Here is a 5,090-nt window from a genome sequence, read left to right on the forward strand (position 1 = left end):
CACAGGCTCATCCTCCATCGGTAAGCCTGTGAATCACAATCTCTCGCTCAGTTCAATAAATTAATAGGTCCTGAGCCTAGAGTGTCAGGGTTATCGAACGTCAGCTTACGGCGTTTGTGGACGTTCACTTCGCGCTGCCGGATTGTCAGCAATGACGCAGATCTAGGCGATTTTCGCTTGTAATCGTGGCCAAATCGTTGCTGCACGGCGAAAGGGGGCGTCTACGGTCTATAACCAGAATCATGGTATCAAACATGGCATTGGTGATTTTTAATTTTTTAACTGACTGATAAATATGACTATTATTTCATTATCAACAATCGAGTGGGAATTGTGGTTGCGATCATTTCGCGGTCTTGAATGTCCGGTTTTTCAAGTTTCCATCCTAAGCCGGACAGTCCGTTTGCCCCCATTTCTTCCATTCAAATTAGGTTGACCTAAACAGTCTATAGTCAGATAGGGACAGACCGGAGCCACGGTGTATTAAGGGCTGCATGGTGGTTTTTCCGGGAGATTTCAGATGTGACAACATGCGGGCTATGAAGTTGTCCCGCTGGAGACGCTCTCATTATCATCTCTTGCTAAAAATACGGCAATGCCGTATAAAGATTTATGCATTCAGTTATAGAAACCCCGATCTTTACCAAGAGGGCAGATGCTCTTTTGAGCCGTGAAGAACGGGCAGAACTCATTAGGTTGCTTGCAGAGAACCCACGCCAAGGTGACATTATCCCCGGAACTGGTGGCGTTAGAAAGCTAAGGTTTGCTGGGTCAGGTCGAGGTAAGAGGGGCGGTGTTCGGGTCATCTGGTATGTCGCGAGTGACCGGTTTCCTGTTTATGCCCTGTTGATCTACGGCAAGAATGAACAGGATGATCTTACGCCAGATCAGAAGAAAGCCATGACATCTATGGCCGAACGCATAAAGAGATCAGATCAGGGAGGGACTTAACATGGCAGAGAAAATGAACATTTCCGATGAACTGCTTGCCTCCATGGAGCAGGCTGTAGGTATTGCCGAAGGGGCTGTAAAGCCCGGTCGTGTCTGGACGCCTCCTGAAATCAATGTTGCTGATATTCGGAAGCGGACTGGTCTGAGCCAGGTGCGTTTTGCTGCTCGGTATGGGTTTAGTGCCGCCGCTGTGCGTGACTGGGAACAGAAGCGCCGGATACCAGAAAAGGCCGCCCGCACGTTGCTAATGTTGATTGATCGAGAACCGCAGGCGGTTGAGCGTGTGCTTATTGGTGTATGATACTCTTGCCAGACTCAGCTTCCAAGATACATAGTGCCTGAAATGCGAAAGGGTCGCCCGGCAAGGCGACCCTTTCAAAAACTCACTGTTCCAGCGGTGAGGTGGACTTGATGCAAAAGGTGGTGGAACACCCGTTGCGTCCGAAGCTATATTCTAAGGATAACCGAAGCCGGTTTCAAGCCTTAGATCAGCAGGAGAGAGGAAGCCTCGCCTTTTTTGAAAGGCTTTTGGTTGTGACCTCTTTCGCTTCTACTCTCTGGACACTCACACAATCTCGTCAGATCACAGGTAAAACGCACCTTGTTTTGCAGGCACTTGCCAGCTTTCAGGGACACCGTGGGTTATTCCCTAGCCATGAGAGCATTGCATCTCGTGCTGGATGCAGCACCAGAACCGTTATACGTGCCTTAGAGACCGCTTACCGTTTAGGGATAGTCGAACGCACACGACAACGTCAGAAGGTATCAGGGCGCATCTGTAACGGCGTTAATCGGTATCGTCTGATCATCAAGCCATTGGAGCAGGCACGTGCTGCTGCCGCCCATTACACACAACAGCTTAAAGATGCTCTTGCCCGCAGAAAACGGGCGTTTCTTTCTAAGTGCCAAAATGACAGCGAACTTAATTCTCAAAGTAATTTCTTTAATGCAGAACCGGTTTCAGCTGCCGGAATGTCGCATAATGACCTGATACGATGGTGTGAAAGCATAGGATACCGGGGCAGCACCTAGTCTCACCTCCTCCAACACACCAAAAACTAGCACCGTATGGCTCATGAATAGGAAGCATATGGAAACGCTCGCGGTAAACTAGGTCCTACGTAGCCCGAAACCAACATCACGCCTGCTATTTGCCTACCGGCTTAAGGATATATCTTGGAAATCCTGCACGGTTGCAGTTATGAACAAGTGCAGTTGTGCACAATGGAACAAGGGTAAAAATGCACATGAGAACTTTTGCAATCGCTATGCAGAAAGGAGGTGTCGGTAAATCCTGGCTTACCAGGTCTCTTTCCGTTGCGGCATCTCTGGAAGGCTTGAATGTCCTGGTGATTGATATGGACAGCCAGCAATCAACCGTTGCCTGGTCTGAACGTCGAGAAGCAAACACGCCATTGGTTCAGTTCTCAACAGAGCGCGAACTGCCTGCAATTCTGAAACGTGCAGAGGATGCTGGATGTGATGTTGTATTTATCGACACACCACCAGCCAGAAGCACAGAGACGCCAGCCGCCGTTGATTCCGCCGATATGGTGTTGATACCCTGCACACCAGACATAGAGGCATATGAGCAGATTGCTCGTACGGAACGCCTGGCACGACTGGCAGGGAAGCCAGCTCTTGCCGTTCTGACCATGACGCAGCCTTCTGGAAAGTCTGAACAGGACATAGGGCAAGAGATTTTCGCAAGCCTGAACTTGGATATGGCGTTGCCGTCTATCGCACGATTGAAGGCGCATAGAGACGCGGCCCGTGAAGGTAAAACAGCCACAGAGATGGAACCCAAAGGAAGGGCAGCGCAGGAAATTGCCGCACTCTGGAAGTGCATAAAAGAACGTGCGAACATTGGCACAAGTGCAGTTGTGCACAAGAGCAAGCGTGCAAAGGTGCAAAAATGAGCAAAAAACCAACAGCCAGTTCATTTCTGGACGTGATGAAACGTCAGCAGGAACCGGCAACCAAGGCAGTTAAACCCGTGAAGAATACCAGGGCCGGACTAAAACACATTGGCGGTTATCTGGACGCTGACACCGTGGAAAAGGTCGCAATCCTTCGAGCACGTCTGAACCTGGACAATTCGCAGCTTATCAAAAAGGCGATTGAGGAACTGTTTGAACGTGAGAACGCTGCCCGCAAGTTTGGTGATCGGTAGGTGTCAGCATTGCATACTTTTCCGGACAGATGACCTGGTGGCAGGAAACCGTATTTCTGATATGTCAGTAAAATATAATAAAATAATTTATTGACATACTGTCATGATATATCTTTAAAATTTCCTTACATATAAGGAAACATTTATTATGGCCGGCCAGATTGTCGCATATGTTCGGGTTTCGTCAGCTGATCAGTGTACTGACCGTCAGACGTTTGAAGGTGTGTCAGTAGAGAAAACATTTACAGACAAATGCAGTGGAGGCACCAGAAACCGTCCTGCCCTTAGTGAGATGCTGGGATATGTGAGGGAAGGCGATACGATTGTTTGCCACTCTATCGATAGACTTGCGCGTGATCTTGGTGACCTGATGCACCTGGTGCAGACCCTGACGGGACGCGGTGTCGGCGTTCGGTTCATTAAAGAAGGTCTGACATTCACCGGAGAAAACAACCCCATGCAGGATTTAATGATGCAGATTTTTGGGGCAGTTGCGCAATTCGAGCGAGCACTCATACGGGAGCGTCAGAAAGAAGGTCAGATTGCCGCCCGGTCCAAAGGCAAGGTTCCGGGCCGCAGACCTAAACTGTCACCCGAACAGGTCACAGAGTTGCGTAAGCGCGCTATCTCTCATGAACCCAAAGCTCAGATTGCACGTGACTTCAAAATAAGCCGGGAAACACTTTATTCGTATCTAAAGACTTCCTGAGGCACAGGCCACATAGTCAGTAATCGTCAGCTGATCTTTCGATCCTCCAGATCATTCACATGATAGTCCGGGGTGATTGATTTTCCAGACCTGACCATAAGATCGCTGCGCAAGGATTTCAGTCTTTACCAGAAAGCAATATAGAAAACAGGCAAGATCGGTGTATAAGTGTTTATCTGTATATATGGAGGTAAGTTATGTCCACCACCCGCTGGAATATCGCAGTTTCATCTGAAGTGGATCAGTCTGTTCGTATGTTTCTCGCCGCTAAGGGCGGAGGACGTAAAGGTGATCTATCCCGTTTTATCGAGAATGCTGTAAGATCCTATCTGTTAGAGCAGGCTGCAGAACAGGCTAAAGCGGCAACTGAGGATATGAACGAGGCTGAAATAACCGACCTGGTCAATGAAGCTGTGCAGTGGGCACGTGGACACTGATGCGGGTTGTTCTGGATACCAATATTCTTGTTTCTGCTCTGATATATTCTCGTGGTGCTCCTGATGCGATTTATCGTGCCTGGCGCGCGAACCGGTTCGACCTGGTTACGTCCACAACCCAACTTGAAGAACTCAGGCGGGTCAGTCGCTATCCCAAACTCCGACCAATTCTGCCGCCTCATCGGGTCGGAGCGATGATTAACAACATGCGCAAAGCGTCTGTGGCCGGGCAACTCCCTGCCTTGCCGGCTGACGTGACCATCAGCGATCCGGACGATGCCTTTCTCCTGACAATGGTACTGGCATTCGATGCGGACTATCTTGTAACAGGCGATCATCGTGCAGGTCTTCTGGAGAAGGGGTTCTTCCAGAGAGCACGCATTGTGACGCCAGTAGATTTCTGTTCCATTGCTCTTGGTTGAGTATTTCAGGTCGACGTTCGGTCAGACCTGAAACATACGCTTATCAGCATCAGGATTGTCCGGTTATTCCTGTCTGCCTGGCATGTTATTCGTTATGGATTTTCTTTCCTTCCTGCATGCACTTTTTCTGCATCGAAAGCATGAAGCCCCGCGCGTCGCCAGCGTGTTTTCAGATCAGCCGGAGTGGTGTCACTGTCTCCCTGAAGCTGCCCTGCAATGTCCAGAAATGCCCCGAGCATAGTGGCGCGGTCATCATCGATCAGATCAACCAGTCCCGCCTTGCTGACCAGCCCTCCCAGTTCAATCAGATGACGTGTCCTCTCCCGTCGTGCCTTCGCCTGATCGCGCATGTCGGTACGTGCCTTTCGTGCCTGATAACGATGGATCAGGGCTGCCTG

General features: G+C 49.7%; 9 protein-coding genes. 8 read left to right on the forward strand and 1 reads right to left on the reverse strand.

All coding sequences use genetic code 11. From position 1 onward, the window contains the following. Positions 1-612: 612 nt before the first annotated feature. From HK11_RS11735 to HK11_RS11770, 8 genes are all read left to right on the forward strand, one after another. The gene (locus HK11_RS11735) at positions 613-951 is read left to right on the forward strand and encodes a type II toxin-antitoxin system RelE/ParE family toxin (protein WP_086555501.1); all 339 of its coding nucleotides are present in this window, start codon (positions 613-615) and stop codon (positions 949-951) included. Between the two features lies 1 nt (position 952). Then, positions 953-1,252: a DNA-binding transcriptional regulator gene (locus HK11_RS11740; RefSeq protein ID WP_003630737.1), complete on the forward strand. Its 300-nt coding sequence runs from the start codon at positions 953-955 to the stop codon at positions 1,250-1,252. Positions 1,253-1,485: 233 nt separating this feature from the next. After that, entirely contained in the window at positions 1,486-1,983 is a 498-nt protein-coding gene (locus HK11_RS11745; RefSeq protein ID WP_086555502.1) for a helix-turn-helix domain-containing protein, read from the forward strand. A 215-nt stretch (positions 1,984-2,198) separates the two neighbouring features. After that, positions 2,199-2,870, forward strand: a complete 672-nt coding sequence (locus HK11_RS11750; RefSeq protein ID WP_086555507.1) for a ParA family protein — start codon at positions 2,199-2,201, stop codon at positions 2,868-2,870. Next, positions 2,867-3,124, forward strand: a complete 258-nt coding sequence (locus HK11_RS11755) for a hypothetical protein (RefSeq protein WP_086555503.1) — start codon at positions 2,867-2,869, stop codon at positions 3,122-3,124. Before HK11_RS11750 ends, HK11_RS11755 begins: the two co-directional genes overlap by 4 nt. A 148-nt stretch (positions 3,125-3,272) precedes the next feature. Beyond that, complete coding sequence (locus HK11_RS11760) at positions 3,273-3,833, forward strand: recombinase family protein (RefSeq protein WP_086555504.1); 561 nt, start codon at positions 3,273-3,275, stop codon at positions 3,831-3,833. A 197-nt stretch (positions 3,834-4,030) separates the two neighbouring features. Beyond that, a complete protein-coding gene (locus HK11_RS11765) occupies positions 4,031-4,270 on the forward strand; it encodes a ribbon-helix-helix domain-containing protein (protein ID WP_086555505.1) in 240 nt (79 codons plus the stop codon). Then, positions 4,270-4,692 (forward strand): putative toxin-antitoxin system toxin component, PIN family, encoded by a 423-nt coding sequence (locus tag HK11_RS11770; protein ID WP_086555506.1) that lies wholly within the window; start codon positions 4,270-4,272, stop codon positions 4,690-4,692. The genes HK11_RS11765 and HK11_RS11770 overlap by 1 nt, the downstream gene beginning before the upstream one ends. Before the next feature lie 92 nt (positions 4,693-4,784). Here the strand turns inward: HK11_RS11770 and HK11_RS11775 are convergent, their stop codons facing one another. Next, a complete protein-coding gene (locus HK11_RS11775; protein WP_086555508.1) occupies positions 4,785-5,042 on the reverse strand; it encodes a conjugal transfer protein TraD in 258 nt (85 codons plus the stop codon). Between the last annotated feature and the right edge of the window lie 48 nt (positions 5,043-5,090).

Source organism: Acetobacter sp. DmW_043, assembly GCF_002153485.1.
GTDB lineage: Bacteria > Pseudomonadota > Alphaproteobacteria > Acetobacterales > Acetobacteraceae > Acetobacter > Acetobacter thailandicus.

Excerpts from the sequence above, each read along its gene's own strand:
- HK11_RS11735 (WP_086555501.1), top strand. The coding sequence starts at position 613 with ATGCATTCAGTTATAGAAACCCCGATCTTTACCAAGAGGGCAGATGCT.
- HK11_RS11740 (WP_003630737.1), top strand. The coding sequence starts at position 953 with ATGGCAGAGAAAATGAACATTTCCGATGAACTGCTTGCCTCCATGGAG.
- HK11_RS11750 (WP_086555507.1), top strand. The coding sequence starts at position 2,199 with ATGAGAACTTTTGCAATCGCTATGCAGAAAGGAGGTGTCGGTAAATCC.
- HK11_RS11755 (WP_086555503.1), top strand. The coding sequence starts at position 2,867 with ATGAGCAAAAAACCAACAGCCAGTTCATTTCTGGACGTGATGAAACGT.
- HK11_RS11760 (WP_086555504.1), top strand. The coding sequence starts at position 3,273 with ATGGCCGGCCAGATTGTCGCATATGTTCGGGTTTCGTCAGCTGATCAG.
- HK11_RS11765 (WP_086555505.1), top strand. The coding sequence starts at position 4,031 with ATGTCCACCACCCGCTGGAATATCGCAGTTTCATCTGAAGTGGATCAG.
- HK11_RS11770 (WP_086555506.1), top strand. The coding sequence starts at position 4,270 with ATGCGGGTTGTTCTGGATACCAATATTCTTGTTTCTGCTCTGATATAT.
- HK11_RS11775 (WP_086555508.1), bottom strand. The coding sequence starts at position 5,042 with ATGCGCGATCAGGCGAAGGCACGACGGGAGAGGACACGTCATCTGATT.